General features: G+C 71.5%; 25 protein-coding genes and 3 pseudogenes. 12 read left to right on the forward strand and 16 right to left on the reverse strand.

What is annotated here, in order from left to right; all coding sequences use genetic code 11:
- Positions 1-2 precede the first annotated feature (2 nt).
- Complete coding sequence (locus tag ABZU76_RS24055) at positions 3-1,313, reverse strand: serine hydrolase domain-containing protein (RefSeq protein WP_354873256.1); 1,311 nt, start codon at positions 1,311-1,313, stop codon at positions 3-5.
- A gap of 79 nt (positions 1,314-1,392) precedes the next feature.
- The gene (locus ABZU76_RS24060) at positions 1,393-2,586 is read right to left on the reverse strand and encodes a thiolase family protein (RefSeq protein WP_354873258.1); all 1,194 of its coding nucleotides are present in this window, start codon (positions 2,584-2,586) and stop codon (positions 1,393-1,395) included.
- Between the two features lie 152 nt (positions 2,587-2,738).
- On the opposite strand from ABZU76_RS24060, the gene ABZU76_RS24065 reads away from it, so the two are divergent.
- Entirely contained in the window at positions 2,739-3,176 is a 438-nt protein-coding gene (locus ABZU76_RS24065; protein WP_220240624.1) for a helix-turn-helix domain-containing protein, read from the forward strand.
- A 97-nt stretch (positions 3,177-3,273) separates the two neighbouring features.
- Positions 3,274-4,050: an NAD(P)H-binding protein gene (locus ABZU76_RS24070; RefSeq protein WP_354873260.1), complete on the forward strand. Its 777-nt coding sequence runs from the start codon at positions 3,274-3,276 to the stop codon at positions 4,048-4,050.
- Here the strand turns inward: ABZU76_RS24070 and ABZU76_RS24075 are convergent.
- Positions 3,992-4,657, reverse strand: coding sequence for a TetR family transcriptional regulator (locus ABZU76_RS24075; RefSeq protein WP_354873262.1), 666 nt, complete (start codon positions 4,655-4,657; stop codon positions 3,992-3,994). The two genes, ABZU76_RS24070 and ABZU76_RS24075, sit on opposite strands and share 59 nt — an antisense overlap.
- 107 nt (positions 4,658-4,764) lie before the next feature.
- Here ABZU76_RS24075 and ABZU76_RS24080 point away from each other — a divergent pair, with 107 nt between their 5' ends.
- The 5 genes from ABZU76_RS24080 to ABZU76_RS24100 all read left to right on the forward strand — a co-directional run bounded on the left by ABZU76_RS24080 (position 4,765) and on the right by ABZU76_RS24100 (position 10,891).
- Positions 4,765-5,994 carry a lipase family protein gene (locus ABZU76_RS24080; protein ID WP_354873264.1) on the forward strand — a complete coding sequence of 410 codons (1,230 nt, stop codon included), beginning with the start codon at positions 4,765-4,767 and terminating at the stop codon, positions 5,992-5,994.
- A 214-nt stretch (positions 5,995-6,208) separates the two neighbouring features.
- Positions 6,209-8,569, forward strand: coding sequence for a glycoside hydrolase N-terminal domain-containing protein (locus ABZU76_RS24085; RefSeq protein WP_354873266.1), 2,361 nt, complete (start codon positions 6,209-6,211; stop codon positions 8,567-8,569).
- Between the two features lie 115 nt (positions 8,570-8,684).
- Positions 8,685-9,053: a DoxX family protein gene (locus ABZU76_RS24090; protein WP_354873268.1), complete on the forward strand. Its 369-nt coding sequence runs from the start codon at positions 8,685-8,687 to the stop codon at positions 9,051-9,053.
- A gap of 87 nt (positions 9,054-9,140) precedes the next feature.
- Complete coding sequence (locus tag ABZU76_RS24095; RefSeq protein WP_354873270.1) at positions 9,141-9,995, forward strand: LysR substrate-binding domain-containing protein; 855 nt, start codon at positions 9,141-9,143, stop codon at positions 9,993-9,995.
- Between the two features lie 35 nt (positions 9,996-10,030).
- A complete protein-coding gene (locus ABZU76_RS24100) occupies positions 10,031-10,891 on the forward strand; it encodes a hypothetical protein (RefSeq protein WP_354873272.1) in 861 nt (286 codons plus the stop codon).
- 7 nt (positions 10,892-10,898) lie between these two features.
- Here the strand turns inward: ABZU76_RS24100 and ABZU76_RS24105 are convergent, their stop codons facing one another.
- Both ABZU76_RS24105 and ABZU76_RS24110 read right to left on the reverse strand, forming a co-directional pair.
- Entirely contained in the window at positions 10,899-11,816 is a 918-nt protein-coding gene (locus ABZU76_RS24105) for a cobalamin-binding protein (protein ID WP_354873274.1), read from the reverse strand.
- Between the two features lie 34 nt (positions 11,817-11,850).
- Positions 11,851-11,955: pseudogene (locus ABZU76_RS24110) on the reverse strand (D-beta-D-heptose 1-phosphate adenosyltransferase); the annotation flags it as partial.
- A 160-nt stretch (positions 11,956-12,115) separates the two neighbouring features.
- Between ABZU76_RS24110 and ABZU76_RS24115 the strand changes: the two are divergent.
- A pseudogene (locus tag ABZU76_RS24115) lies at positions 12,116-12,226 on the forward strand (DeoR family transcriptional regulator); the annotation flags it as partial.
- A gap of 40 nt (positions 12,227-12,266) precedes the next feature.
- Here ABZU76_RS24115 and ABZU76_RS24120 read toward each other — a convergent pair.
- The 10 genes and pseudogenes from ABZU76_RS24120 to ABZU76_RS24165 all read right to left on the reverse strand — a co-directional run.
- A pseudogene (locus tag ABZU76_RS24120) lies at positions 12,267-12,551 on the reverse strand (ATP-binding cassette domain-containing protein); the annotation flags it as partial.
- Positions 12,552-12,715: 164 nt separating this feature from the next.
- Positions 12,716-13,816, reverse strand: coding sequence for a serine hydrolase domain-containing protein (locus tag ABZU76_RS24125; protein WP_354873276.1), 1,101 nt, complete (start codon positions 13,814-13,816; stop codon positions 12,716-12,718).
- On the reverse strand, positions 13,813-15,396 hold the full coding sequence (locus ABZU76_RS24130; RefSeq protein ID WP_354873278.1) for an ABC transporter ATP-binding protein: 1,584 nt from the start codon (positions 15,394-15,396) through the stop codon (positions 13,813-13,815). Before ABZU76_RS24130 ends, ABZU76_RS24125 begins: the two co-directional genes overlap by 4 nt.
- The gene (locus ABZU76_RS24135) at positions 15,393-16,292 is read right to left on the reverse strand and encodes an ABC transporter permease (RefSeq protein WP_354873280.1); all 900 of its coding nucleotides are present in this window, start codon (positions 16,290-16,292) and stop codon (positions 15,393-15,395) included. Before ABZU76_RS24135 ends, ABZU76_RS24130 begins: the two co-directional genes overlap by 4 nt.
- Positions 16,289-17,245 (reverse strand): ABC transporter permease, encoded by a 957-nt coding sequence (locus tag ABZU76_RS24140; RefSeq protein ID WP_220240637.1) that lies wholly within the window; start codon positions 17,243-17,245, stop codon positions 16,289-16,291. Before ABZU76_RS24140 ends, ABZU76_RS24135 begins: the two co-directional genes overlap by 4 nt.
- 8 nt (positions 17,246-17,253) lie before the next feature.
- Positions 17,254-18,852 carry an ABC transporter substrate-binding protein gene (locus tag ABZU76_RS24145; RefSeq protein ID WP_354873282.1) on the reverse strand — a complete coding sequence of 533 codons (1,599 nt, stop codon included), beginning with the start codon at positions 18,850-18,852 and terminating at the stop codon, positions 17,254-17,256.
- A 46-nt stretch (positions 18,853-18,898) separates the two neighbouring features.
- A complete protein-coding gene (locus ABZU76_RS24150; RefSeq protein ID WP_354873284.1) occupies positions 18,899-19,333 on the reverse strand; it encodes a thioesterase family protein in 435 nt (144 codons plus the stop codon).
- A complete protein-coding gene (locus ABZU76_RS24155; RefSeq protein WP_354873286.1) occupies positions 19,326-20,270 on the reverse strand; it encodes a 3-hydroxyacyl-CoA dehydrogenase NAD-binding domain-containing protein in 945 nt (314 codons plus the stop codon). Before ABZU76_RS24155 ends, ABZU76_RS24150 begins: the two co-directional genes overlap by 8 nt.
- Entirely contained in the window at positions 20,263-21,156 is an 894-nt protein-coding gene (locus ABZU76_RS24160) for a 3-keto-5-aminohexanoate cleavage protein (protein WP_354873288.1), read from the reverse strand. Before ABZU76_RS24160 ends, ABZU76_RS24155 begins: the two co-directional genes overlap by 8 nt.
- On the reverse strand, positions 21,153-22,016 hold the full coding sequence (locus ABZU76_RS24165; RefSeq protein ID WP_354873290.1) for a TetR/AcrR family transcriptional regulator: 864 nt from the start codon (positions 22,014-22,016) through the stop codon (positions 21,153-21,155). The genes ABZU76_RS24160 and ABZU76_RS24165 overlap by 4 nt, the downstream gene beginning before the upstream one ends.
- A 169-nt stretch (positions 22,017-22,185) precedes the next feature.
- On the opposite strand from ABZU76_RS24165, the gene ABZU76_RS24170 reads away from it, so the two are divergent.
- Positions 22,186-22,803, forward strand: a complete 618-nt coding sequence (locus ABZU76_RS24170; RefSeq protein WP_354873292.1) for an enoyl-CoA hydratase-related protein — start codon at positions 22,186-22,188, stop codon at positions 22,801-22,803.
- On the opposite strand, the gene ABZU76_RS24175 is transcribed toward ABZU76_RS24170, so the two are convergent.
- Complete coding sequence (locus ABZU76_RS24175; RefSeq protein WP_220240644.1) at positions 22,800-23,603, reverse strand: carbon-nitrogen hydrolase family protein; 804 nt, start codon at positions 23,601-23,603, stop codon at positions 22,800-22,802. The genes ABZU76_RS24170 and ABZU76_RS24175 overlap by 4 nt on opposite strands.
- Positions 23,604-23,735: 132 nt before the next feature.
- On the opposite strand from ABZU76_RS24175, the gene ABZU76_RS24180 reads away from it, so the two are divergent.
- From ABZU76_RS24180 to ABZU76_RS24190, 3 genes are read left to right on the forward strand one after another with little or no spacing between them, the layout of a single operon-like run.
- Positions 23,736-24,410 carry a GntR family transcriptional regulator gene (locus tag ABZU76_RS24180; protein WP_354873294.1) on the forward strand — a complete coding sequence of 225 codons (675 nt, stop codon included), beginning with the start codon at positions 23,736-23,738 and terminating at the stop codon, positions 24,408-24,410.
- 49 nt (positions 24,411-24,459) lie between these two features.
- A complete protein-coding gene (locus ABZU76_RS24185) occupies positions 24,460-25,782 on the forward strand; it encodes a M20/M25/M40 family metallo-hydrolase (protein WP_220240646.1) in 1,323 nt (440 codons plus the stop codon).
- An 18-nt stretch (positions 25,783-25,800) separates the two neighbouring features.
- Complete coding sequence (locus ABZU76_RS24190; protein ID WP_354873296.1) at positions 25,801-26,694, forward strand: alpha/beta hydrolase; 894 nt, start codon at positions 25,801-25,803, stop codon at positions 26,692-26,694.
- The last annotated feature ends 9 nt before the right edge of the window (positions 26,695-26,703 follow it).

Consider the following 26,703-nt stretch of genomic DNA (forward strand, 5'->3'; position numbering starts at 1 on the left):
GATCAGGCGATCCGGGCGGCTGCGGCTCCGTTGTGCAGGAAGCGGGCTCGGCCGTGCTCGTCCGAGCCGACCAGGGACAGGACCTGGTGGCCGTCGAACTTCGGCTCGAGCGTGATGATCGTGCTGTCGCCGAGGCGGACGACCTCGACGCGGTTCTCGCGCTTGCCGAGGAGGGACTCGGCGAGCTCGCTTCGAGGGTGGTAGGTGAGAAACGCGCGGTCGTTCTCGGCGGTGAGTGCGATGTCGTACAGCGTGGTGCGGTAGGTGCCGCACATGCGGTCCGCGTCGATCGGAGTGGGGTTCGCGGGCGGCACGGGGAGCGATGCCGTCCCGACGCCGGCGAGCTCCCCGAGCACCGCGCTGAAGATCTCGTGCGCCAGTGGCTCACCGCCCGCACTGTTGGTCAGCACCGCCACCGCGACGCCGGCCGAGGGGACGACGCGCAGGAACCCCTTCTGCCCTTTGGAGACGCCGGTGTGGCCGAGCACGCCGTCCTGGTAGAGCATCCAGCCGAGCCCCCAGCCGAGGATGCCGCCGCCGAAGTCCGGGACGGACTCGAGCTGGGGTTCGCGCAGTGCCGCGAGCGTCTCGTCGGTGAGGTGCAGGCGGACGAACTCCAGCAGGTCGCACGCACTCATCGCGAGGTGCGAGCCGCTGGGCACGCAGTGGTAGCGGACCGCCCACGACGTGGTGGGCACGAGCTCTCCGCGGGCCTCGACGTGGCCGACGGCGGCGCGGTGCAGGATCGCCTCGTACGGGTCGGTGGCGACGGTCCGCAGCCCCAGCGGTGCCACGAGGTGTTCGCGCAATGCGGCGTGGAAGGGCTTGCCGCGCAACACTTCCACGAGCCTGCCGAGGAGTGCGTACCCGCTGTTGGAGTAGGAGAAGAGCGTGCCCGGCGGGAGGAGCTGGTCCGCGTCGGCGAGGGTGGCGACGAACTTCTCGATGGCGTCGTCGTTGCGACCGGCGTCGACGTAGTGGTTGCCGTCGAGGCCGCCGGTGTGGGTGAGCAGGCGGCGGGAAGTCAGCGATGCGGTGGCGGCCGGGTCGCTCAGCCGGAAACCGGGCACGTAGTCGCGAACGGGCCGGTCGAGGTCGAGCACGCCCTCGTTCACCAGTTGCCGGACCAGGGTGGCGGTCCAGATCTTGGTGATCGAGCCGATCTTGAACACCGAGCCGGACGTGGTCTCGACTCCCGTGCCCAGGCTCAGCACACCCGCGGCCTCGTCCCGGATCTCCCCGTCGGCCAGCACAGCCAGCTGCGCACCCGGCACGTCGTACTTCGTGATGAGCTCGCCCAGGTTCCACCCCATCCCGTCAACCTAGCGGCGGTTCTGGGACAGGTGGTGCGGTCCCGGGACGCCGGGGGATGGCAGGCGTCCCGGGACTGGGTCACAACCGCTCGATGATGGTCGCGTTGGCTAGGCCGCCGGCTTCGCACATCGTCTGCAGGCCGTAGCGGCCGCCGGTCTGCTCCAGCACGGACAGCAGCGTCGTCATCAGACGCCCGCCGCTGGCACCGAGGGGGTGGCCGATCGAGATGGCGCCGCCGTTGACGTTGACCTTGGTCAGGTCCGCACCGAGCTCCGCCTGCCACGCCAGCACGACGCTGGCGAACGCTTCGTTGACCTCGAACGCGTCGATGTCCGACAGCTTCAGCCCCGCGCGGTCGAGCACCTTGCGGGTCGCCGGGATCACGCCGGTGAGCATGTAGAGCGGGTCGTCGCCGACTACCGAGAACGAGTGCAGGCGCGCCCTCGGCTTGAGGCCGAGCTTCTTCGCCGTGTCGCTGCTGGTGATGAGCACCGCGGAGGCGCCGTCGTTGATCGGCGAGGAGTTGCCCGCCGTCACGCGCCAGTCGATCTGCGGAAAGCGCTCCGACCACAGGTCGGCCTTGAACGCCGGCTTGAGGCCCGCGAGGACCTCGGGCGTGGTGCCCGGGCGCACCGACTCGTCGGTGGTCACGTCGACGAGCGTGCCGTCGGGGCCCGGCGCCTTGAGCGCGGCGACCTCGCCGGCGAACTTGCCGTCGTCCCAGGCCTGGGCCGCGCGGCGGTGGCTCTCGGCGGAGTACGCGTCGAGCTGCTCGCGCGAGAAGCCCCACTTGGCCACGATGAGCTCCGCGCTGATGCCCTGCGGCACGAGGCCTTCGGGGTAACGGGCGGCGACACCGGCGCCGAACGGGTCCTTGCCGGCCATCTGGCTGCCCATCGGCACGCGGCCCATGGACTCGATGCCCGAGGCGATGGCGATGTCGTAGGCGCCGCTCAGCACACCCTGCGCGGCGAAGTGGATGGCCTGCTGGCTGCTGCCGCACTGGCGGTCGACGGTCACGGCGGGCACCGACTCCGGCAGCCCCGCGGCGAGCGCGGCCCAGCGCGCGGTGTTCATGCTCTGCTCGCCGATCTGCCCGACCGCGCCGCTGATCACGTCGTCGATCAGCGCGGGGTCGATGCCGGTGCGTTCGACCAGCGACCGGATGGCGTGTGCGTGCAGATCGACCGGGTGGACCCCCGCCAGCTGCCCCGCGGGCTTGCCCTTGCCGATCGGTGTCCGCACCGCGTCGACGATGACCGCGTCCCTCATGACCTGCCTCCTTGCATAGCCGCTTGATCCCGTTGTACGCGTTGTGGGTTGGATAAAACAACTCACTCGGCGAGGGTTGTCGGCCACCTCACACCGTCCTGGTGACGTGCTAGGTTGGAAATTCCTGCTGGGGTGTAACGGAGGTGGGACGGATGGCAACGCGAGGCCGGGAGTGCTCGATCGCGGATGCACTCGAGGTGGTCGGCGAGCGGTGGAGCCTGCTCGCCCTGCGGGAGGTCCTGCTGGGCGAGCGGCGGTTCAACCAGATCGCCGAGAACACCGGGGCCAGCCGCGACATCCTGGCGGCGCGGCTGCGCAAGCTGGTTGACGCCGGCGTGCTCGAGAAGCGCCAGTACGAGGACCACCCGCCGCGCTTCGAGTACCTGCCGACGGAGTCCGCGAAGGCGCTCCAGCCGGTGCTGCTCGGCCTGATGCAGTGGGGCGACCGGTTCATCCGCCAGGGCCCGCCGCCGACGGTGTACGAGCACGACTGCGGTGAACAGCTGCACGTGAAGAGCGTGTGCGCGCATTGCGGTGAGCCGATCGCGTCGAAGGGCCTGCATGCGGTCCGCGTGGGCGCGGTGCGCTGATCTTCCGCTGAAGCGCACGGCTTCCGGGCCGGGCGGGCGCGTGCCAGGATGGCCGCGGAAGCCGTCCGGCCGGGCGGTGGTGCCGGGAAGGGGCGGCGTGCCGGAACGGATCCTGGTGACCGGCGGGACCGGTCAGCTCGGTAGGGCGGTCGTCGAACGCCTGGTGACGGCTGGCGAGCAGGTGCGCGCGCTGAGCCGCCGGCGCCGCGGTGGAGGCGGCGCCGAATGGGTCGTCGGGGACCTGCGCTCCGGGCGCGGGATCGACACCGCGCTGGCGGGCTGCGACGTCGTTCTGCACTGCGCCACCGACTACCGGCGCGAGGTCGCCACGATGCGCACGCTCGTCGAGGCCGCGCGCTGGACGGGCAACCCGCCGCACGTCGTGTACGTGTCCATCGTCGGCGTCGACCGCGTGCCGCTCGGCTACTACGCGGCGAAACTCGCCGCCGAAGAGGTGCTCGCGAGTTCCGGGCTGCCGCACACGATCCAGCGTGCGACGCAGTTCCACGCGCTCGTGCGCGCCGTGCTCGCGGGCGCGGCCAGGTTGCCGGTGGTCCCGGTGCCGCGCTGGCGGTTCCAGCCCGTGGACGTGCGCGACCTCGCGGTGCGCCTGGCCGAGCTGGCCAAGGCGGAGCCCGCGGGCCGGGCGCCGGACTTCGGCGGACCGGAGGTGCTGGCGGCGGCGGACCTGGCGAAGGCGGTGCTCGCCGCGAGCGGCCGGACCAAACGCGTGCTGCCGGTGCGGCTGCCCGGCGCGTTGTTCCGTGCCTACGCCGAGGGCGGCAACCTCGCGCCCGGTCACGCCGACGGGGTGATCACCTTCCGGCAGTACCTCGCGGAGCAGGAGAATCCGGTGGCTCTGCGGTACCGCTGACCGCACGTGGCGTGACCAGCAGCTTCAGCACGTCGGCGAAGAGCGAGTCCGGCACCGCCGACGCTTCGACGCCGCGCTCCACCGCGAGCCCGTTGGACAGCGCCAGCACCACCACGGCGAGCTGCTCCGGCGGCAGCGGCAGCTCGACGCCGTGCTGGGCCGCGGCCCGCGTGATGGCCGCGGTGATGGCGTCGCGCAGCTGCGCCCGGCGCAATGAGAGTCCTTTGTGGACGGCCGGGTTGCGCATCGCGATTCCCCAGTATTCCAGCAGAAGCCGGTGCCACGTCGCGTCCGTGTCGACGCCCGCGGCCAGCCGCGCGCCCGCCTCCGCGGTGGCCGCGCCGAGATCGCTCAGCTCGTCGAACGCCGTGGTGGCCGAACGCATGCGCTCCACGATGTGCTCTTCCATGATGGTGAGCACGAGGTCGTCGCGGCCCTCGAAGTTCGAGTAGACCGCGCCCTTGGTGAGGCCGGCCGCCGCGGCGATGTCGTTGAGCGACGTGGCCGCGATGCCTTGCCGGGCGAACACCTCGCTCGCGGCGTCGATGATCTTGCGCCGGGTCTCGGCGCGGCTCGGGCGACGGCGCGGGGTCCGCGAAGGGGCCATGAGCCGGAGACTACAGCTCCCTCACCTGGACGTTTTTCGTTGACTGTGATCCAGGTCATCTGGTAGGCATCTGACCCGATACCGCTCGGTATTGAGTTGGAGGTCCCGTGCCCACTGTCAGCGTCGACATCCGCCGAAAGCTCTCCGCCCTCGCCGTCGTCACCGCGATGGCCGCGACGGTCTTCACTGCCGCCACGCCGTCCGCCACCGCCGCGCCGTCGCCCGGAAATCCCGCGAGCGACCCGTTCTACGCCCAGCCCTCGCCGTTCCCGGAAGTCGCGCCGGGCACCGTGCTCGACTCGCGCCCGGTCACCATCCGGGCGCTGACTCTGCCCGTGCCGGTGCGCGCGTGGCAGGTGAAGTACCGCTCGACCGACACCGACGGTGCCGCCATCGCCGACGTCGCCACGATCATGCAGCCGGTGAACCCGCCGGCGGCCGGCGCGCGCAAGCTCGTGTCGTACCAGACCGCGCAGGACGGGCTGACCACCGACTGCGCGCCTTCTTACGTCCTCACCACGGGTACCGCGTTGCCGGCCGAGGAGCTCGCGCTGATGCTGCCGCTGGTCGCGGCCGGCTACACCGTGGTGACCGCCGACTACGAAGGCCCGGACTCCGAGTGGGCGGCCGCCGCCAACACCGCCCACGGTGTGCTGGACGGGATTCGCGCCGCGCAGTCGTTCCCACCCGCCGGGCTCGCCGGCCCGAGCACGCCGACGGGCCTGATCGGCTACTCGGGCGGCGCGCTCGCCAGTGAGTGGGCCAACGAGCTGCAGCCGCGGTACGCGCCGGAGCTGAAGTTCGCCGGGGTCGCCGCCGGCGGCGTGCCCGCGGACCTCGACTACATCGCCCGTCACATCGACGGCGGCCCGTTCGCGGGCATCTACGTGGGCGCCGCCGTCGGGCTGGCTCGCGCGTACCCGGAGATCGACACGGACACGCTGCTCAACGCGCGTGGCAAGCAGGCGTTCGCCGAGGTCGGCGACCAGTGCATCGCGCAGTTCACGGTCGGTCAGGCGTTCCGGCGCATGCGCGGCTACACGACCGTGCCGCAGCTGCTCGACGTGCCCGCGGTGAAGCGCGTGATCGCCGAGAACACCATGGGGCGCTTCAAGCCCGGCTCGCCGGTCTACGTCTACCAGGGCGTGTTCGACGAGCTGGCGTTCTCGCCGCCGGTGGACAAGCTCGTGCGCACGTACTGCGCGCAGGGCGCTGTGGTGCAGTACCACCGGATCCCGATCGGCGACCACGTGACGGTGGCGGTGCAGGGCGCGCCCGGCGCGCTGGCCTACCTCGCCGACCGGCTGGCGGGCAGGCCCGCGCCCAGCACCTGCTGAGCACGCTCGGGTGGCGGTCCTCGTCGGTGGGGACGCCGCCACCCGAGTCCTCCGAGGGGTTTGATCCGGCTCCGCCGGAAACCGATCCGTCTCCGTCGTTGGCGGGAAATAATTCCGAAGAATCTTGACCAGGTTCGGGCAGACATCCTATGTTTGGCGAGCTTCAGGCCTCGCTCACGGCCGGATTCCGCCTTCGACGACGAACGGACCTGTCATGTCGGACCTCTCCTCCCCACCCTCCCGTCGGACCTTTCTCAAGCTCGGTGGCGCCGTCGGCGCGGGCTTCGCTTTGAGCGGGTTTCGCCCGTTCACAGCGCAAGCGTCGCCCGCGCGACCGCCGGTCGCCGACCTCGTCGCGGACAACGCCGCGACCACGCTCTGGTACCCGGCGCCGGCCGTCGAGTCGCACGTGATCGAGCAGGCGCTGCCGATCGGCAATGGTCGGATCGGTGGCCTCGTCGGCGGTGACCCCGCGGCCGACTACGTGTACTTCACCGACTCGTCGCTCTGGACCGGCGGGCTCAACGACACGGTGCAGGACGACGGCCAGCTGCCCTACGGCAAGGACGACTTCGGCAGCTTCGGCCTCCTGGCCAAAGTGCGGCTGAAGTTGCCCGCCCACACCGGCGTCAGCGGCTACCGGCGAACCCTGGACCTCAGCAACGGCCTCGTCACGGCGACCTACGGCCTGCGTGGCGCGACCTACCGGCGCGAGGTCTACGCGAGCTACCCCGACGACGTCGTGGTGATCCGGCTGACGCAGCAGGGCGGCGGTTCCTACACCGGTTCGGTGACGCTGGAAGGCACTCGCGACGAGAAGCCGACGGCGGGCGGCGGCGCCGTCTCGCTCGGCGGCACGTTCGCGAACGGCCTGAAGTACAGCAGCGCCGTCACGGCCGCGTCGAAGGGCGGGCGAGTTGCCGTCTCGGGCACGGAGGTGACCTTCACCGGCTGCAGCGAAGTGGTGATCGTGGTCTGCGGCGGCACGAACTACGTGCCCGACGCCGCGCGGCGCTACCTCGACGCCGGGGCGGATCCGGCTTCCGTGGCCGTCGGCAAGGTGAAGGCCGCGGCCGCCGCGTCCGGCACCGCGCTGCTCGCGACCCACGTGCAGGACTACCGCAAGCTGTTCGACCGCATGAAGGTCGACCTCGGGCAGTCGCCGGCCAACCGGCGCACCCTAGACTCGTGGTCGCGCATCGCGGTGCGCTACACCGACCCGGGCACGCCGGACCCGGAGCTCGAGGCGAGCTACGTGCAGTTCGGCCGGTACCTGACGATCACCGGCTCCCGCAGCGGTCTCCCGATCAGCCTCCAGGGCCTGTGGCTCAACAACAACTCGCCCGACTGGTACAGCGACTATCACACCGACATCAACCTGGAGATGAACTACTGGCTCGCCGACCGCGCGGGCCTGAAAGAGTGCTTCACCGCCCTGGCGGACTACTGCCTCGCGCAGCTGCCCTCGTGGACCGACACCACGAAGCGGCTGTTCAACGACCCGCGCAACCGGTTCCGCAACAGCACCGGCAAGATCGCCGGCTGGGCGATCGCGTTCTCCACCAACATCTACGGCGGCTCCGGCTGGGTGTGGCACCCGGCGGGCAACGCGTGGCTGTGCAACAACTTGTGGGACCACTACGAGTTCACCCAGGACAAGGCCTACCTCGAGAAGGTCTACCCCGTGCTGAAGGGCGCGACGGAGTTCTGGGAGGCGCGCCTGGTCACGAAGAACATCGACGGCAAGGACTACCTGGTCAGCGACACCGACTGGTCGCCCGAGCAAGGCCCGGACGCGCAGGGCAACACCTACTCCCAGGAGCTCGTCCACGACCTGTTCGGGCACTTCACGCAGGCGACGCAGATCCTCGGGCGCGACGGCGACTACGGCAAGACGATCACGGGGATGCGCGACCGGCTGCATCTGCCGACCGTCAGTCCGGTCACCGGCTGGCTGCAGGAGTGGCTCTCGCCGGAGAACCTGGGGGAGACCACCCACCGGCACCTCTCGCCGCTCATCGGGTTCTTCCCCGGCGACCGCATCAACACCGACACCGCGTCGAAGGAACTGATCGACGGGGTGCGCAACCTGCTGATCGCCCGCGGGATGGACACCTTCGGCTGGGGCTGCGCGTGGCGCTCCGCGTGCTGGGCCCGGCTCAAGGACGCCGACCGCGCGTACCAGCTCTTCCTCACGGTGCTGCGGCCCTCGTTCAACAACGGCAACGGCACGGCGGCCAACTTCTTCGACATGTACAGCCAGGGCAGCTACACGATCTTCCAGATCGACGCGAACCTCGGCGGGCCGGCCGCGGTACTGGAGATGCTGCTGTACTCGCGCTCGGGTGTGATCGAGCTCCTGCCCGCGCTGCCGTCGGCCTGGGCGGAGTCCGGGAACGTGACCGGCATCGGCGCCCGCGGCGGGTTCGAGGTCGACCTCGAATGGCGGCGGGGCAAGGTCACGAAGGCGGTCGTGCGAAGCGTCGGCGGCACCGAGACCGAACTGCGCGCCGGCACCTGGAAGCAGCAGATCCGGCTGCGCCCGGGCCAGTCGATCACCGTCACCCCGCGGTGACCGGACGGGCGCCGGAAGGTTCCCGTGCGCACCTTCCGGCGCCCGTGCCGTTCGTCGGTTCGACCTCGAACAGTGTAGCGTTCAACTACATGAGTCGGACAGATCAGGAGCGGGCATGAACATCGCGTTGTGGATCGCGGCGGGGATTTCGGCAGTGCTGTACCTGGGGGCGGGCGGGATGAAGCTCGCTACGCCGCGGAAGAAGCTGCTCGAAAACCCCAACATGGGCTGGGTCGAGGACTTCTCGGACACCTCGGTGAAACTGATCGCGCTCGCGGAGGTGCTCGGCGCGATCGGCCTGATCCTGCCGTGGGCCCTCGACATCGCGCCCGTCCTGACGCCGATCGCGGCGGTGGGCCTGGCGATCGTGGCCCTCGGCGCGATCGTGGTGCACGCGCGGCGCAAGGAGGCGAAGGGCGTGCCGGTAAACGTGGTGCTGCTGGTGCTGACCGTGTTCGTCGCCGTGGGCCGCTTCGCCGGCTGAGCGCGGCCTCACCCGGGTGTCGGTCTCGACCCGTCCACGGAGCCGCGGCTGGCTTAGGCTGGGCGCGGCGACGGACGGAGGCGCGAGGTGGACGTTGATCTGCGGAAGGTGCGCTACTTCGTCGCCGTGGCCGAGGAACTGCATTTCGGCCGGGCGGCGGAGCGGTTGCACATCGCGCAGCCCGTGCTGTCGCGCCAGATCAGGGCGTTGGAAGAGGAGCTGCGCGCGCAGCTGTTCGTCCGCGACCGGCGCTCGACGGAGCTCACGGCCGCCGGCCGGCAGCTGCTCGAGGACAGCCGGCCGATCCTCGCCTCGGCCGACGCGTTGCGGCGGCGCGTGGCGCTGGCCGCGCGCGGCTCTTTGACCTTCACCATCGGGTTCATGCCCGGCATCACCGTGACCGAACCCGTGCGGGCGCTGACGGATCGGCATCCCGGCCTCGAGGTGGAGCTGGTCCGGACCACGTGGGACGACCAGACCCAGGTGCTGCACGACGGCCGGGCCGACGTCGGCATCGTCCGGTTGCCGGTGGACCCGCGCGGGCTCACCGTGCGGCCGATGTTCAGCGAGCCGCGCGTGGCCATTCTGCCGGTGTCGCACCGCCTGGCGGGCAAGGAATCCGTCGACGTGGCCGACCTCGCGGACGAGCACCTGCTCAACGACCCGGACGCGGTGCCGGAGTGGCGGGCCGTCGCGACCGAGCTGCGCGCCGGCGGCGCCGCGCGGGCCCGCGGGTTCCGCAGCATCGAGGAGAAGCTGGAGCACGTGGCCGCCGGTCTGGGCATCGCGATCGTGCCGCTGTCCACTTCGGAGTACTACACGCGCCCCGACGTCACCCACGTGCCGGTCGGCGACCTGGCGCCGGGCCAGGTCGCCTTGGCCTGGGTCGCCGCGCGACGCTCGCGGCTGATCTACGAGTTCGCGGAGCTCGTCACAGCCTGACCGCGGGTCGTGCGGTGGTGTGGTAGGCCAAGACCATGAACGCGTTGGATTCCTACGTCGAGTCGTGGTCTCCCGAACCGGTCACCGATACCGACGCGCTCCCGGCCGGACCGGCCGCCGCGCTGTCGGCGGCGCTGGACCTGCCGCGGCCGGCTGCCGTCGCGGGGCAGGCGCTACCGCCGCTGTGGCACTGGTTGTACTTCCTGGAGTGGCCGCGGCATTCGGAGATCGGCCCCGACGGCCATCCGGCGGACGGCCACTTCCTGCCGCCGTTGCCGGATCGGCGGCGGATGTTCGCCGGCGGAAGCCTGGAGGTCCGGGCGCCGCTCGTGCTGGGCACGCCTGCTGCACGGACGCGGTCGCTCGGCGAGGTCGCCGTGAAACACGGCAGGACCGGCGAGATGCTGTTCGTGACCGTGCGGTCGGAGATCAGCCAGGACGGGACCGTGCGCGTGGTCGAGGAGCAGGACATCGTCTACCGCTCCGGCGAGGACGCCGGGCGCACCGCGCTGGCGGCGCTTGACCTGACCGGCAAGCCGGAGTCGGCCGCCGAGTGGCAGCAGGCGTGGACGCCGGATCCCGTGCTGCTGTTCAGGTTCAGCGCGCTGACGGCCAACGCGCACCGCATCCACTACGACGAGCCGTACGTCACCGGCACCGAGGGGTACCCGGGACTCGTGGTGCACGGCCCGCTGCTCGTGCTGCTCCTGCTGGAGCTGGCGCGCACCCGGGCGCCGGAACGCGCGATCCCGTCGCTGTCCTACCGCTTGCGCCGCCCTGTCTTCGCGGGCGAGCACCTCCTCGCGACCGGCGTGCCCGGCGACGGCGGCGCGGCGCTGCAGGTCGACTCCGCGCGCACGGAAGCCTTGGCGACCGCGGACGTCGTGTTCGCCTGACGGCGGTTCAGGCTCGGCGGGCCTCGGCGGGGGACACCGGAGGGTCGGCCTCGACGCCGTGCAGCACGTGGGCCAGGACTTCCGCGCCGCGGACGACGCGCGGGCCGGGGCGGTTGAAGTAGGCCGGACCGTCGAGCAGCCACACCGCGTCGGCGCGCACCGCCGGCAGCTCGGCCCAGCCCGGCAACGAGGTGAGGACGTCGAACTCCGCCGCCGTGCGGTCGGGGCTGAAGCCGCACGGCAGGACGAGCAGCACGTCCGGGCGCGCGGCTGCCACGGCGTCCCACGGGATCGGGTGCGTGTGCTCGCCGGGCGCCGCGAGCAACGGTTCGCCGCCCGCCGCGGTGATCTGCTCGGGCACCCAGTGCCCGGCGGGCCACAGTGGGTCGAGCCATTCGAGGGCGACCACGCGCGGCCGCGGCTTGCCGGCGACGCGAGTGCGGACGGCGTCGAGTCGCGCGGTGAGTGAGCGGACGCGATCGGCGGCGAGGGCCGGCACTCCCAGCGCGTCGCCGACTGTCGTGACGCAGCCGAGGACCTCGGCGAGCCGCCGGGGCTCCAGGCTCAGGACTTTCGGCCCCGCATCGACCATCCCGAGCATCCGCACGGCTTCGGCGACGCGGGTGTAAGAGACCGCGCACACCTCGCACAGGTCCTGGGTGAGCACGAGATCCGGCGCGAGCCCGGCCAGCCGCGCGGTGTCCACCGAGTACAGCGAAGACCCGCGGTGGGCCGAACCGCCGACGGCGTCGGAGATCTCGCGGCTGGTCAGCACGGCGTCGTCCACCTCGGCCGCGGTGACGACGGGCACCGACTCGACCCCGGGCGGCCAGTCGCATTCGTGGGTGCGTCCGACCAGGTCATCAAGGCGGCCGAGCTCCGCGACGAGGTCGGTGGCGGCGGGCAGCAGAGACACGATCCGCATAGTTCGAACCTAGCCCGCGCCGGATCGCCCCGCGCGGGGGAGCGTTGGTCACCACCGTCAGCTCGCGCTCCGCGGGCAGAATGCCGGCCAGCTCGCCGACGGTGCTACCCACGTCGAGCAGGATGGCACCCTCGGCCGGCCCGAGGTCCACCGAAAGGGAGGCCCTCGGGTTACCGACAGGGGAGAGCGGGAGAATGTACGGGCCGCGCGAACCTCGTGCTGCTGGCCCGGCTGCTGGGTTCGACCCGCTCGCACGCCCGGGCGCGCACCGATGAGCTGCTCGTCCAAGCGCCGCCGTCGCGCGCAGGAACGGCCGGGTCGACGTGGCCGGGCTGGCGACGCAGTTCGACATCACCACCGAGACGGTGCGCCAGGACCCGACCGCGCTCGAACGCCGCGGGGTGCTGCGCGCGCCATGTCCAGATCGTCTGATGGCGCTCCTCGGCGAGTGAGCTCCTGGTCCACCGAGGCGAACTGGCCCGTGAGGCCGATCCGGGAACGGACCTCGCCGCCGTCGCGCGCGACGGCGAACCCGGCGACGCGCGCGGTGCCGGAACTGGCCGGTAGCGTGGTGGTGAGGATGTTGACCAAGGTGGTCTTGCCCGCGCCGTTGTGGCCCAGCAGGCCCAGCACGGTGCCGCGCTCGACGCTCAGGCTCACCGAGGACAACGCGTCGACCGACCCGAACGTCCTGGTGATGCCGGTGGCCTCGATCATCGGGTCGCCGGTGCTCATTCGTGCCCTCCGGGGCTCGCTTCGGGCCGGCAGCGAGCTTCTCGGTCCTTCCGGACAGCCGCCGGCGGTGCTTCGACGAAGCCGAGTCTCACCCGGAGGGCGCGGGCGGGTCCACCGTGCCGTAACAGCAAAACTCTCGGTGGACCGCTAGAGAAAGCCGCCGGTCAGGCGGCCTGGTGGAGGGCCGCCACCAGCGTCGCGGCGCGCGTGTCCACGTCCTCGGCCTGCAGTTCGTTGGTGGTGAAGGAGAACGAGACACCTCGGTTCGGCCACGCGCCGTGCCGGCCGCCGCCCGCGCCCGAGTGGCCGAAGGCGCCCGGGTCGGCGCCTTCCGGACCGTAGGTGCCGATCGGGTCGGCCAGCTCGAAGCCGAGACCGAAGCGCAGCGGCCGGTCGTTGATCGCGTCGACGCCCTCGCTCCACGTGCGGGCCGCCTGCGTCAGCACGGCCGACGGGACGAGGGAACCCGCCAGCAGCAGGTCGTAGAGGCGCGCCATGCTCGTGGCCGTGCCGACGCCGCTGCCGGCCGCGAGCTCGGCGCCGCGGTACCCGGGGGAGTTCATGGTGTCGGTGGAGTCCAGCAGGCCGCGGTACATGCGTTCGACGACGCGCCGGCGCTCCTCGTCCTGCAGGAACGTGCTGATCCGGTAGCCGGGCGCGCGTTGAAGCGTCGCGACCGGGATCGACGGTGGGGTGCCGAGCCGCAGATCCAGCCCGTGCGGGGCGGTGAGCAGCTCGTGCATCAGCTCGCCGACGCGCTGGCCGGTGACGCGGCGGATCAGCTCCGTGGCGAGGTAGCCGTAGGTCAGCGCGTGGTAGGCCACGCGCGTGCCGGGTGTCCACAGAGGACTTTGAGACGCTAGGGCGGCCGCGTTGGCCGCGTTGTCGGCCATCGGCACGTCGGCGTCCACGTAGGGCAGCCCGACGGTGTGCGCGAGCACCTGCGACACGGTCACGTCGGCCTTGCCCGCCGCCGCGAACTCCGGCCAGTAACGCGCCACGCGTTCGCTCGGGCCGAGCTGGCCGCGCGCGGTGAGCATCGCGACGAGCGTGGCCACGATCCCCTTGGTGCCGCTGAACAGCACCACGCGCGTGTCGCGGGTCCACGGGACCCCGGGCGCCGCCGATCCGGCACACAGCTCGACCACGAGGCGGCCACGCTGGAAGACGCTGAACGCGACCCCGCCCGAGGCCGCGGCGGCGACCTCGTCGAACGCTTCGCGCACCGCCTCGAACCCCGGCCGCACCTCGCCGTGGCCGGTCACAGGCGCGGCGTGGTGGCCAGCAGTTCGCCGGTGTAGGAGTGGGCGGGCGCGGTCAGCACGGCTTCGACCGTACCCTCTTCCACGATCTCCCCGCCGCGCAGAACGGCGATCCGGTCGGCCACCTCGGGCGCGAGCGCGATGTTGTGCGTCACGAACAGCACGGCCATCCCCAGCTCGCGGCGCAGCTCACCGAGCAGCTCCACGATGGTCGCCTGCACCGACACGTCGAGCGCGGAGGTCACCTCGTCGCACACCAGCACGTCGGGGGTCGTGACCAGCGCCCGCGCGATCGCCGCGCGCTGGCGTTCGCCGCCGCTGAGCTGGTCGGGCAGGCGGTTCGCGAGCGACCGGCCGAGCCGCACGCGGTCGAGCACCTCGGCCACGCGCTCGCGCCGCTGCGGACGCGACAGCGACGTCAGGTGCACCAGCGGCACCTCGATCGACTGCGCGATCGTGCGACGCGGGTTGAGCGAGGAAAACGGGCTCTGGAACACGTACTGGATCCGCCGCCGCTCGTCGTTGCTGCGCTGGCGCGTGCCGGGCGCGAGCGGGGTCCCGTCGAGCGCGACGGTGCCGGTGAAGCCGCGCGTGAGGCCCGCGACGCACTGCGACAGCGTGGTTTTGCCGGACCCGGATTCGCCCAGCAGCATCACGCACTCGCCGCGCATCACCTCCAAGTCCACCCCGCGCAGCACCTCGTGGCGGCCGTAGGCGACGTGGATGCCGCGCGCGGCCAGCACCGCGTCCGACGGCGGGGGAGCGACGCCGGGTTCCGCGCCCAGATCCGGCACGGCGGCCAGCAGTTCGCGGGTGTAGACGTGTTCCGGGCGCTTCAACACGTCCTCGGCCGGCCCGGTCTCGACCACGCGGCCCTGGTACATGACCGAGACGCGGTCGGCGAGCTGCGCGACCACGGCCAGGTCGTGGGTGATGTAGAGCGCGGCCACGCCGTGCTCGGCCGTCAGCCGCCGCACGGTCTCCAGCACGAGCGCCTGGGTCATCACGTCGAGCCCGGTCGTCGGCTCGTCGAGCACCACGACACTCGGCCGGCACGCGAACGCCATCGCGATCCCCACGCGCTGCTGCTGCCCGCCCGAGAGCTGGTGCGGGTACCGCCGGCGGTAGGCCGGATCGGCGGGCAGGCCCACCTCCGTGAGCACCTCGGCCACGCGCTCCTCGACCGGGCCGGGGTAGCCGTGCGTCTCCAGCACCTCGGCGATCTGCAGCCCGATCCGCAACGCGGGGTTCAGCGACAGCGCCGGGTCCTGCGGCACGTAGGAAACGGTCGTGCCACGCAGTTTCCGACGCTCAGGCGTGGCGAGTGAGAGCACATCGACGGGTTCGCCCTCACGCGGGTGCAGAGTCACCTCGCCGCCGTCCGCCACGAGCCCGCGGCGGAAGTGGCCGAGCGCGGCCAGGCCCGCCGTGGTCTTGCCCGACCCGGACTCGCCGACGAGCGCCAGCACCTCGCCCGGCGCGATGCGGTAGGCGATGTCGTGGAGCACCGGCCGGCCCGCGGCCGTCTTCACACGCAGGCCGGTCACTTCCAGTGCGAGCTGCGCGTTGTCCACGGCCGTCACGAGCGTTCCTCCCGGGTGCGCCCGGCCGCGGCCGAGGCGAACGAGTCGGCCACGAGGTTCGTGCCGACGGCGAGCAGCGCGATCGCCACCACCGGGAGCAGCACGCCCCACGGCTGCACGACCAGCGCGATCCGGTTCTCGTTGATCATCAGGCCCCAGTCGGCCGCGGGCGGCTGGATGCCGAGCCCGAGGAACGACAGCGACGCGATGTAGCCGATGGAGTAGGTCAGCCGCAGGCCGAGCTCCACCATGAGCGGGCCGGTGATGTTCGGCAGGATCTCGCGCAGCAGGATCCGGCTTCGCGGCACCGCGTACATCTCCGCGGCCCGGATGTAGTCCTCGCCGCGCACCGCCACCGTCGCCTGGCGCGCGACGCGAGCCGTGCGGGGCGCGTGGGTCAGGCCGATCACCAGCACGAGCAGCCAGCCTTTCGGCCCGATCACCGCGATGGCGAGCAGCGCGATCACCAGCTGCGGGAACGACAGCAGCACGTCGTTGCCGCGCATCAGCAGGCTGTCGAGCCGGCCGCCGCCGTAGCCCGCGATCATGCCGAGCAGCGCGCCCAGCACGATCCCGAGCACGGTGGCGAGCACCGCGTAGAGCAGCAGCGTGGTGCCGCCGGCGAGGAAACGCGTGAGCACGTCGCGGCCGAGGCCGTCGGTGCCCGCGAGCCCGTCCGGTTTGAACGGCTTGCCCGCGAAGTCCGTGGTGCTGTAGCCGGTGAGCACCGGCCCGAGCCACGGGCCGAGCAGCGCCACCAGCACCACGATCCCGGCCAGCACCGTGCCGACCTTCGCCTGCGGGAACCGCCACGCCGTACGGAGAAGTCCGCGGGCCTTGACGGGTGCGTCGTCGGTCGTGGTGGCCGGTGCGAGCTCGTCGTCGACGGCGGTCATCGGCTCGCCTCCGTCCGCAGTTTGGGGTTCGCGAGGATGCCGACCACGTCGGCGAGCAGGTTCACCACGATGTACACCGCGGCGATGATCAGCGTCACGGCCTGGACCACGGCGACGTCGCGTTTGCTCACCGCGTCGATCAGCGACTGCCCGATGCCGGGGTAGCGGAAGAGGAACTCGACCACCACGACCCCGCCTGCGAGCCACGCGAGCTGCAGTGCCACGACCTGCGCGACGGGACCCACGGCGTGCGGCAAGGCGTGCCGCAGCAGCACGGTCCGCTCGCGCACACCCTTGAGCCGGGCCATCTCGACGTAGCCGGAGTCGAGCACCTCGTTCATGGTCGCCCGCATCATCCGCGTGATGTACGGCGTCACCACCAGCACGAGCGTCGCCACCGGCAGCACGAGCTGGCTCGGCTGCCGCCACACGGGTTCACCGGGCGCGGTGAGCGTGACCGAGGGCAGGACCTTGAACACCGTGGTCGCGAACAGCACGATCAGCGCCACGCCGATCACGAATTCCGGCAGCGCGGCGATCACCAGGCTGATGCCGGACACGGTCTGGTCCGCGGCTCGGCCGCGCCGCATCGAGCTCCACGTGCCCAGCGCCAGCCCGAGCGGCGTCGCGATCACCGCGGCGAGCACGAGCAGCACGAGCGAGGCCACGATCCGGTCGCCGAGCAACGTCGTCACCGGGCCTTGCGTGGACGTCGAGGTGCCGAGGTCGCCGGTGAAGAGCCCGCCGAGCCAGGTGAGGTAGCGCTGCCAGACCGGCTCGTCGAGGTGCAGCTGGTGCTGCAGCGCGGCGATCCGCTCCGGTGTCGCTTGCTGGCCGAGGATGGCGCGCGCCGGGTCGCCCGGCAGCAACAGCGTCGCCACGAACACGAGCAGCGTGACCAGCCACAGCACCACGAGGCTCACGAGCAGCCGCTTCACGATCATCCGGGTCATGCCGCACCTCACTTTCCTGAATCGACGGGCGCGGTGCCCAGCCACGCTTCGCGGAACTGGTAGCCGGACAGCGAGATCCCCGTCCGGTCCGGCACGAGGCCCGCCACGTAGACCTGGTGGGCGTCCACCTGGTCCACGAAGCCCCACACGATGAGGCCGCCGCGTTCGTACTCGATCCGCTGCGCCTGGTGCAGCAAGTCCGTGCGGGCCGCAGTGTCCACAGTGGCGCTCGCGCGCGTGACGAGTTCGGTGAACTGCGGGTCCTGCCAATGGGTCTCGTTGTACGGCGACTTCGGCAGCGAACCATTCGCGACCTGCGGCAGGTAGTTGCGCGTGTACCAGAAGTCCTGCGCGAAGTCCCAGGACAGGTAGTTCTCGCCGTAGAACGTGGTGGTGTCGACCTTGCGGATGCGCACGTTGACGCCCGCGGCCTTGGCCTGCTGCTGGAACACCTGCGCCGCCTCGACCGCGCCGGCCTGGATGGGCGCGGTGACGAGCTCGATGTCGAGGTTCTCGTGTCCGGCTTCGGCCAGCAGTCGCTTCGCGGCCGGGATGTCCTGTTCGCGTTGCGGCAGCTGCGAGTCGTACGCCGGGTCGAACGGCGCGTAGAGGTCGTTGCCGGGCCGGCCCTGACCGCTCAGGACCTGGTTGATCATCTGGTCGCGGTCCACCACCAGCCGCAGCGCCTGCCGCACGCGCACGTCGTCGAACGGCGGACGGTCCACGCGCATCGTGAAGGGCAGCCAGGTGCCCGTGGCCGAGCGCAGCACGCGCATCCGCGGATCGCTGCGCAGCACGTCGACGAGCGCCACCGGCACCTGGTCGATCGCGTCCACCTGGGACGAGAGCAGCGCGTTGATCCGGGCGTCGTCCTCGGCGAAGTTGATCAGCACCAGCTCGTCGAGGTAGGGCTGGCCGGGCCGCCAGTAATGGTCGTTGCGCACGAACGTGCTCTGCAGACCCGCGGTGAACTCCTTCAGCCGGAACGGCCCGGTGCCGATCGGCCGCTTCACGTCGAAGTCCGCAGGCACGACACCGAGGGAGTACTGGCCGAGCAGGTCGTCGAAGCCGGCGTTGGGCTCGGTGAGCCGGAACTCGACGGTCCGCTCGCCCGTCGGCACCACCTGGCCGAGCATGGTCAGGCTGGCGGCTCCGCTCTTGGGGTCCTTCGGGTCCGTGATCCGCTTGAACGTCGCCACGACGTCGGCGGGGGTCACCGCGCGGCCGTCGTGGAATCGCACCCCGTCGCGCAACACGGCCGTCCACGTCCGCGCGTCCCGCGACGACGTGAGCGATTCGGCGACCAGCATCTGCAGCTTGTAGTCGTGGTCGCGCAGCAGCAGGGGTTCGTAGAGGTTGAGCACGCGGGCGATGTCCGGGTTCGCCACGGGGATGTGCGGGTCGAGCGTGTCGGACGCGCCGCCGCCGGTCACGCCGACGCGCAGGGTGCCGCCACGGCGTGGTGGCCCGCTCGGCGCCGCGGCCGCGACGCCGGAGCCGCCGCACGCGGCGAGCAGGGGCGTGGCGCCGAGCAGGGCGGCACCGCCGAGCGCCGCCGTGAGGAACCGGCGGCGCGAGAGGGAGTTCGGCTCACATCGTTCTTCCATGGGTGTCTTCCGGTGGGAGGCTGGCCGGGCAGGGTTCGGGAGAGCGTCAGGCGATGGCGCGCCCGGCGTGTTCGGGCAGTGGCGCGAGATGGGCGCCGAGTCGCTCGGCGACGGCTTCGGGAAACGGCGAGGCTCTGCCCTCGGCGACGTGCAGGCACAGCAGTTCCTCCGTGGCCACGAGCTCACCGCCCACGTGCAGCTCGTGCCACAGCCGCGCCTTCTTCACCCCGACGGCCAGCACGGAGGTCGTCACGATCAGCTCGGCGTCCGGCCCGACCTCTCGCAGGTAGCGGACGTGCGCCTCCACGGTGTACAGCGAAGCGCCGGTGGACTCGCGGTAGGCGGGATCGAGGCCGACGGCGTCCATCAACGCGGTGGTGGCGTCGCCGAACACCAGCACGTAGTAGGGCTCGGAGAGGTGCCCGTTGTAGTCGATCCACTCGGGACGGACGCGGTCGTGGTGGAGCAGGACCTCACCCACGGCGGGCCTCGCCGACGGCGCGCTGGACGGCGATGATCGCTCGGTCCCGCTCGGCCACGAGGTCGGCGATCGTGCGCGGCGCGGCCTCGTCCTCGCAGCCGTCGACCACGGCGTTGCGCAGTTCGGTCGTGAGCTCAGGCGCCTCGAGCCGCGTCCACGGCGCCTTCAGCGAGGGTCCGAAGTGGTCCAGCATGTGCGCCATGCCGCCTTCGCCGCCGGCGAGGTGGAACGTGAGCATCGGCCCCTGCACCGGCCAGCGCAGGCCCGGCCCGTCGGTGATCGCGGTGTCGATCTGCTCCACGGTGGCCTCGCCGTTCGCGACCATGTGCAGGGCCTCGCGCCACAGCGCCTCCTGCAGCCGGTTGGCGATGAACCCGGGCACCTCGTGGTCCATGGTGATCACGGTCTTGCCGACGTGCCGGTAGAACTCGCTCGCCCACGTCACGGCCCACGGCGCGGTGAGCTTCCCGCCCACGACCTCGACCAGCGGGATCAAGTACGGCGGGTTGAACGGGTGGCCCACCACGAGCCGTTCCGGTGTCTTCGCCGCCACCTGCATCTCGGTCATGCCGTAGCCCGAGGTCGAGGACGCGACCACGACACCGGCCGGCGTGACGGCGTCGATGTCGGCCAGCAGCTTCTGCTTGAGCGGTAGATCTTCGGGAGCGCTTTCCTGCACGAACCCGGCGCCCTCGACCGCCTCCGCGAGCGTGCCGGCGACGGTGAGCGCGTCGCGGCTCGCGCCCTCGGCCAGGCCCAGCGACGTGAGCGCGGGCCACGCGGCGTCGACGAGCCGGCCCAGCTTCGCCGCGGCGTCGGGCGCGGGGTCCCAGGCTCGGACGCGGTAGCCGCGCGCGAGGAAGTGCGCGACCCAGCCGCCGCCGATCACCCCCGCACCGACGCACGCGACGGTGTCCACAGTGGATACGTCAGGCACGGACACGCTCCTTGAGGCCGAGGATCTCGCGGGCACGGTCGGGAGTGGCGATGCCGGCGCCGAGGTCGGTGACGATCCGCACCGCCCGCTCCACCAGCTGCCCGTTGGTCGCCTTGACCCCGCGGGCGAGGTAGAGGTTGTCCTCGAGCCCGACGCGCACGTGCCCGCCGAGCAGCACCGACTGCGCCACCCACGGCATCTGGTCGCGCCCGATCGCGAACGACGCCCACTGCGCGCCCTCCGGCAGCAGCTTCACCATCGCCTGCAGCAGCCCGGGGTCGGCGGGCGCGCCGTAGGGGATGCCCATGCACAGCTGGAACAGCGGCGGCGCGTCGATCAGCCCTTCCTCCACCATCTTCGAGGCGAACCACAGGTGCCCGGTGTCGAAGATCTCCAGCTCCGGCTTCACGCCGAGCTCCTGGATCCGTTTCGCGCCGGTGCGCAGCATGTCCGGAGTGGACACGTAGAGCTGGCTGCCCTCGCCGAAGTTCAGCGAACCGCAGTCGAGCGTGCAGATGTCGGGCAACAGCTCCTCCACGTGCGGCAGCCGGGCAAGAGCGTTGACGAGGTCCGTGCCGTCGATCGGCTTGAGCGGATCCTCCTCGTCGAGCACGAGGTCACCGCCCATCCCCGCGGTCAGGTTCACGACCACGTCCACTCCGGACTCCCGGATCAGCCGCACGGCTTCGGTGTACAGCGCGACTTCGCGCGACGGAGCCCCGGTCTCGGGCTCGCGGACGTGGATGTGGACGACGGCCGCCCCGGCTTCCGCGGCTTCGATGGCGCTCGCGGCGATCTGCGCCGGCGTGACCGGCACGTGCGGACTCCGGCCGACAGTGTCGCCCGCGCCGGTGAGGGCGCAGGTGACGATGACCTCGTGGTTCATCGGGCTCCCTTGACGATCGACCTTTCGATGAAGTCGTGCAAATGCGCGCGCATGGTGGCCACGGTGCTGCCGGGCTTGCGGGTCAGCACCTGGATGCCGAGCCCGTCGATCAGGGCCGTGAGCTGCTCGGTGGCGGCCTCGGGATCGGCCACGCGGAACGCGTGCTGTTCCTGGCCGGTGCGGATGGTCATGAGGATCGTCCGGTACCAGCGGTCGTAGGAATCGGTGTAGAGCGACCGCAGCTCCGGGGCGAGGGACACCTCGTTCCACACCTGAAGCCAGACCGACCACTCGGCGCGCAGCACGCCGTCGGCCGGGAGTTGCAGTTCGACCAGCTTGAGCAGCCGGTCGTGGGCGCCGTCGACGGCGTGCAGCTCCGCGACCTGCCGGTCGAAGGCGAGCTTCACGTTGCGCCGCAACGCTTCGTTGAGCACTTCCGCCTTGCTGGGGAAGTGGTAGTGGATGGTGGCGGTGCTGGTGCCGCACGCCTTCGCGATGTCGGCGATGCGCACCCGGTGGTAGCCGCGCTCGGCGATGAGCAGCCACGCCGTCTCGAGGATCCGCCGCCGCGGCTCGGACTGCATGTGGTGCTCGGGATCGCTCTCCGGACGCGCGGCGAGCGCGGGGACCGCCGTCACGGTCTTCGCGTCGTCGCTGCCGTTGAGCAGCCAGTTGACCGTGACGCCGCAGTACTCCGCGACGCGGACGAGCTCGTGCGGCGAGAATCGGCGGGTGCCGGTCAGCGCCTTGGACAACTTCGTCTCGTCGAGCCCGATGGCGGCGGCGAACTCCCGCTGGGCTCCCGGCATGGACCGGATCAGCTCCCGGACCCTGGTCCGCAGCTCCTCCGACTCGTCCATGCCGGAGGACCGTAACCCCGCGTTGCGATTATCGCAATGGTCCGGACACGTTCACTGTCGCGTTCGCGTAGTTTTGGCGCAGTGTCAGGGAGTTGCGATGGGGTGCTGACTGTCGGATCAGTCAAGCCCCCGGTTTGACCGCGAGTGGCGCGGGCATTACCGTCCGAGCGTGACCGTCGCCCCGTCCTGTGCCGTGCACACCGAGGTGGTCGACGGCGTGCTCATCGCCACGCTGGACCGGCCCGGTGGCAACAAGATCGACTCTTCGATGAGCTTCGAGCTCTACACCGCGTGGGCGCGGCTGCGGGACGACCCGGCGCTGTTCGCCGGCGTGGTGACCGGCGCGGGATCGGTGTACTTCTCGGCCGGCTGGGACTTGGCGTCCGGTTCCGGCGGTTTCGCCGGCGTGGCCGACTTCTTCCGGCTCGGCAAACCCATGATCGCGGCCGTCAACGGGCTCGCCCGCGGTGGCGGGTTCGAGCTCGCGCTCATGACCGATCTCATCGTCGCCGCGGACCACGCCGAGTTCGCACTGCCCGACCCCCGCGGCGCGGTGCCGCTGCCCGAGCGGCTCTCCGAAGAGGCAGTGCACGGACTGTGCCGCACCGGACGGCTCACCGCGGCCGCCGCCGCGCGCTGCGGGGTCGTGCACCGGGTCGTGCCGGCGGGCACCGAACTCGCGGCGGCGGTGGACCTCGCACGCTCGCTCGGCAGCGCGCCCGGCGCGGCCGCGGCCGTGAAGGAGATCGGCCTCGGCGCGCACCGCGGCGACAGCTCGTTCGACTAGTTCTCCTTGGGCACCACGGAGAACCGGCGCAGCGCGAGCGCCGGGTTCGTGGTCCGGACCTGCTCGAGCCGGTCGGTCGAGATCTCCGCGACCGCCACCCCCGGCCGCTCACCGAGTGACGCCGTGACCACACCCATCGGATCGACGACGAGGCTCGACCCCGACCCCATCGGCGCGATCTGCCCGGCCGCGGCGACGTACACGGTGTTCTCGATCGCGCGTGCCTTCACCAGCGTCGTCCAGTGGTACTCCTTCAGCGGCCCCGGCACCCACTCCGCCGGCAGCAGCACGGCTTGCGCACCGGCGTCGACGAGCCGGCGCGTCACCTCCGGGAACCGCAGGTCGTAACAGGTCTGCAGGCCGAAGGTCAGGCCGGCGGCTTTGAACGTCGCGGGCTCGGTGATCTCGCCGGCGCGGATCACGTCGGACTCGCGGAAGCCGAACGCGTCGTAGAGGTGGATCTTGCGGTACAGCGCGGCGAAGTCGCCGTCCGGACCCGCGGCGACGAGCGTGTTCCAGATCCGCCCGCCCTCGGGCATGGCTTCGTTCATCCCGGCCACCACGGTGATCCCACGCTCGCGCGCGAGTTCGCGCAGCCCGGTGGCGAACGCGCCGTCGAGGGGCTCGGCCGACGCCACGAACCGCTCGTCGACCTTCGGCACGGTGAACATCGAGTACTCGGGCAGCACCACGACCTCGGCGCCGCGGTCGGCGGCCTCGCCCGCGAGCCGCGCGACTTCCGCCAGATTGGCCGGTTTGTCGTCGGTGGGCGCGAACTGCGCGACGGCGACGTGCACCATGACGAGTGTCCTTTCAGGAGGGACGGCGACCGTCACCGTTCTGTGTACTGCGTGTATACACGACGGATTAGAGGCGGTCCAGAGGTGTAGGCTCGCAGCGCGCCGAAGCGGGCGCGGGACGAGGGGAGACGCATGACCACCACCGCACCGGGACCGGTCCCGGTCGAGGGCGGCGGACCGGCTCGGGATCGGGTGTACGCCTGGCTGCGCGACGGGATCATCTCGGGCGCGCTGGAAGGCGGACGCTTCCTCGACGAGCTGTGGGTCTCCGGGGTGGTCGGCGTGTCGCGGACGCCGGTGCGCGAGGCGTTCCACCGGCTCGAGGCCGAGCGCTTCATCAGCCTGTTGCCGCGCAAGGGCGCGCAGGTCCGCACGGTGACCGCGCGCGAGATGGAAGAGGTCTACCAGAGCCGCCGCCTCATCGAGGGTCACGCGATCACCGAGGTTTGCGCGGCGGGCGCGGGTGCCCCCGCAGAGATGGCCGGCCTGATCGAGGACATGGGCCGCGCAGGCGCGGAACGTGACTGGTTCGCCGTGTCCGGGCTCGACCGCCGGTTCCACCGCGCGATCGTGAACGCCGCCGGCAACACCGTGCTCACCGAGCTGTACGACACACTCCGCTCGCGCCAGCAGCGCGTCGCCGTGCGGGCGCTGGAGGCGCGGCCGGAACGGCTGTCGATCATCGACACGGAGCACCGGCAGCTCGTGGAGGCGCTCGACGAGGGTGACACGGAAACGGCGCTGCGGATCCTGAACCAGCACTTGCGGCCGGTTTCCGAGGTGGTCTCGGCCCTTGACCGGACCTGAACGGGCGTGAGCGGCGCGGCACCGCGGGCGCTGATGATAGGAAGGTCGAGTGACCGAACCGAACTCGATCGACGCCGCCGCTGACGAGGCCGTCACGCTCACCAGCGACCTCATCCGCATCGACACCACCAACACCGGAGACCCCGACACCCTGATCGGCGAACGCGCCGCCGCCGAGTACGTCGCGGAGCAGCTCACCGACGCCGGCTACGAGATCACCTACGTCGAGTCCGGTGGCGAAGACCGCCACAACGTCATCGTCCGGCTGGCCGGAGCCGACCCGTCTCGCGGGGCGCTGCTGATCCACGGGCACCTCGACGTCGTGCCCGCCGACCCGGCCGAGTGGTCGGTGCACCCGTTCTCCGGCGCCGTGCAGGACGGCTACGTCTGGGGCCGCGGCGCGGTGGACATGAAGGGCATGGTCGGCATGACGCTGGCACTGGCCCGCCACTACAAGATCCACGGCATCGTGCCCCCACGCGACATCGTGTTCGCGTTCCTCGCCGACGAGGAGGCCGGCGGCAAGTACGGCGCGCAGTGGCTGGTGGAGAACCGGCCGGAGCTGTTCGAGGGCGTCACCGAGGCGATCAGCGAGGTCGGCGGGTTCTCGATCACGCTGAAGGACGACGTACGCGCGTACGTGATCGAGACGGCCGAGAAGGGCATCCGCTGGATGAAGCTGCGCGTGCGCGGCACGGCGGGTCACGGCTCGATGATCCACCGCGACAACGCGGTCACCAAGCTCGCCGAGGCCGTCGCGAAGCTCGGCAGCCACCAGTTCCCGCTCGTGCTCACCGACTCCGTGCGCGAGTTTCTCGCCGGGGTCACCGAGATCACCGGCTGGGACTTTCCCGAGGACGACCTCGAGGGCTCGGTCGCCAAGCTGGGCAACATCTCCCGCATGATCGGCGCGACGCTGCGCGACACCGCGAACCCGACGATGCTCACCGCCGGCTACAAGTCGAACGTGATCCCGTCGGTCGCCGAGGCCGCGGTCGACTGCCGCATCCTGCCCGGGCGCATCGAGGCGTTCGACCGCGAGCTCGACGAGCTGCTCGGCCCGGACATCGAGAAGGAGTGGATGGAGCTCCCGCCGGTCGAGACCACCTTCGACGGCGCGCTCGTCGACGCGATGACCGCCGCGGTGCTCGCCGAGGACCCGGGCGCGCGCACGCTGCCGTACATGCTTTCCGGCGGCACCGACGCGAAGTCGTTCCAGCAGCTCGGAATCCGCAACTTCGGCTTCGCGCCGCTGAAGCTGCCGGCCGACCTCGACTTCTCCGCGCTCTTCCACGGCGTGGACGAGCGCGTGCCGGTGGACGCGCTGAAGTTCGGTACGCGCGTGCTGGACCGGTTCGTGCGATCGTCCTGAGCGCCGGAAACCACCGAGTTGCCCGCGTTCACGCTCGCCGACGGGACACCCCTGCACCTCGTGCGCTGGGGTGACTCGTCGGCCGGCGTGACCGTGGTGCTCCTGCACGGCTACGCGCTCGACCGGCGCAGCTGGAGCCGGATCGCCCCGGTGCTGCCGGAGGCGGTGGACGAGCCGCTGTCGGTCGTCGGCTACGACCACCGCGGCCACGGCAAGTCCGGCCGTGCGGGGCGTGGCACGGCGACCATGGCCCAGCTGGGCGACGATCTCGCCGAAGTACTGGAACGCGCCGTGCCCGAAGGCCGGGTGGTGCTGGTGGGCCACGACATGGGCGGGCTCGCGATCATGTCGCTCACGCAACGCCACTCCGACCTGTTCGCCGCACGCGTGGCCGGGCTTGTGCTGCTCGCGACGTCGTCCGGGCGGCTCGCCACGGAGGCTTCGGCGGCGTGGCCGGGCGCGCTCGGGGTGCTGGCGCAGGACCTGGAAGCGGTACTGGGCGCCAAGTTGTTCGGGCTGGTGCGCGAGCACACGAGCCGCGCGGTGAGCGCGGGGCTGCGCTGGTGGCTCTTCGGTGACGACCCGGATCCGGAGCTCGTGGAGCTGACCGTGACGATGATCCGGCGCAACTGGCCGCACACCGTCGCCGTGTTCCGCCCGGCGCTCGACGCGTACGCGCGCGAAGCCGCGCTCGCACGCGTGGGTTCCTTGCCGGTCACGGCGATCGTGGGGGACCGGGACCGGATCGTGGCGGCCACGGACGTCGAGCACCTCGTCGGCGGCCTCGAACACGGGACGGCCGTGGTGCTGCCGGGCGTGGGGCACGTCGTGCCGCTGGAGGCCGCGGCGCAGGTCGTGCCACGGATCGTGGCGCAGGTGCGCGAGGCGTACCGACAACATTGTGGTTCTTGACAATTTCAT

This window comes from Amycolatopsis sp. NPDC005232 (assembly GCF_040607795.1).
In the GTDB taxonomy this organism is placed as follows: Bacteria; Actinomycetota; Actinomycetes; order Mycobacteriales; family Pseudonocardiaceae; genus Amycolatopsis.